Below are 1,470 nucleotides of genomic sequence, written 5' to 3'. Positions count from 1 at the left end.
AGCTCGACTTTGGCCAATTTTGACGGGTTGTCGAGGGTGTGAGGTGACGAAGCGGGCGTGGCGGGTAGGCTGGTGGGTGTCCCCGCCAAGAGACACCGCCATGCTGCCCCTGCCCACCCGCTTCGCCGGGATCATCCTGGCGTTCGCGCCGCTGTTCGTCCACCGCTCGTGGCGCCATGCCCAGCCTCTGCTGATCGGCGCGATCCTGACGCCGGGCCGCCGCACGGTGACGAGCGTCCTGCGCATCCTGGGGCGTGCGCAGGGGCGACGGTTCGTGAACGCCCACCGCATCCTCAACCGGGCGGCGTGGTGCCCACGCACCGGCAGCCGTATCCTGCTCGGGCTCCTCGTCGACGCGTTCGCACAACGCGGCCCCGTGGTCTTGGGATTGGACGACACGATCGAGCGCCGCCGCGGCAAGCGGATCGCGGCCAAGGGCATCTACCGCGACCCCGTGCGGTCCTCCGACAGCCACTTCGTCAAGGCGAGCGGGCTGCGCTGGATGAGCCTGATGCTGCTCGCCCCGATCCCCTGGGCGGGGCGCATCTGGGCGCTGCCGTTCCTGACCGCGCTGGTGCCGTCAGAGCGTGCCTGTCGCGACCGGGGCCGTCGCCACAAGCCGCTGCTCGACGTTGGACGTCAACTCGCTCTGCAGGCCCGCCGCTGGCTGCCGGGGCGCGACCTCGTCCTGGTAGGCGATGGCGGTTTCTCGGCCCTCCTGTTCCTCGATGCGATGCGGCGCGGCGGCATCACGGCGATCACCCGCCTGCGGCTCGACGCAGCCCTGTACGAACCTGCCCCACCGCGCCCGCCTGGCACGATCGGACGCCCGCGCACCAAAGGCGCACGGTTGCCCACGCTCGCCGCGCGCCTCGCGGCCAAGGACACGCTCTGGCACGAGGTCGCGGTGCCGGGCTGGTACGGGGCAGGCGCGCGCACGATCGAGATCGCCTCGGGCACCGCGGTGTGGCGGCACGGGGGCCTGCCCGTCGTGCCGATCCGATGGGTGCTCATCCGCGATCCCGAGGCGCGCTTCCCGCCTCAGGCCCTGCTCTGCACCGATCCGACACGCGAGCCCGCGTCGATCGTCGGGTGGTTCGTGCGGCGCTGGACCGTCGAGGTCACGTTCCAGGAAGCGCGCGCCCATCTGGGCGTCGAGACGCAGCGGCAGTGGTCCGACACCGCGATCACCCGCACCACGCCCTGCCTGCTTGCCCTGTTCTCGATCGTCACGCTTCTGGCCGCACGCCTTCCGGCCCGCCAACGACGACGCGTCGCGGCGGCTGCGTGGTATCCCAAACCGCGTCCGACCTTCGCCGATGCCCTGGCCGCCGTGCGCTCTGCAATCTGGCGCGAGCGGACTTTGGCAACATCACCGCGCCGACACCCCCGAACGAAACCCCGCTTCCGTTTGCCCGCGCCCTGGGCCTATGCCCTTTGCCACGCCGCATGATGGGCCAAAGTCGAGCT

1 protein-coding gene is annotated in these 1,470 nt (G+C 71.3%); it reads left to right on the top strand.

Going from position 1 to position 1,470, the window contains the following annotated elements; genetic code table 11:
* Positions 1 to 100 precede the first annotated feature (100 nt).
* Positions 101 to 1,453, top strand: coding sequence for a transposase (locus FVE89_RS04370; RefSeq protein WP_160532916.1), 1,353 nt, complete (start codon positions 101 to 103; stop codon positions 1,451 to 1,453).
* Positions 1,454 to 1,470 lie beyond the last annotated feature (17 nt).

Source organism: Methylobacterium sp. 2A, assembly GCF_009806555.1.
Taxonomy (GTDB): Bacteria; Pseudomonadota; Alphaproteobacteria; order Rhizobiales; family Beijerinckiaceae; genus Methylobacterium.
This window is presented reverse-complemented; position numbering and strand designations above follow the sequence as displayed.

What these genes read in the sequence shown, in the direction of transcription:
- FVE89_RS04370 (WP_160532916.1), top strand. Translation starts at nt 101, where the DNA reads ATGCTGCCCCTGCCCACCCGCTTCGCCGGGATCATCCTGGCGTTCGCG.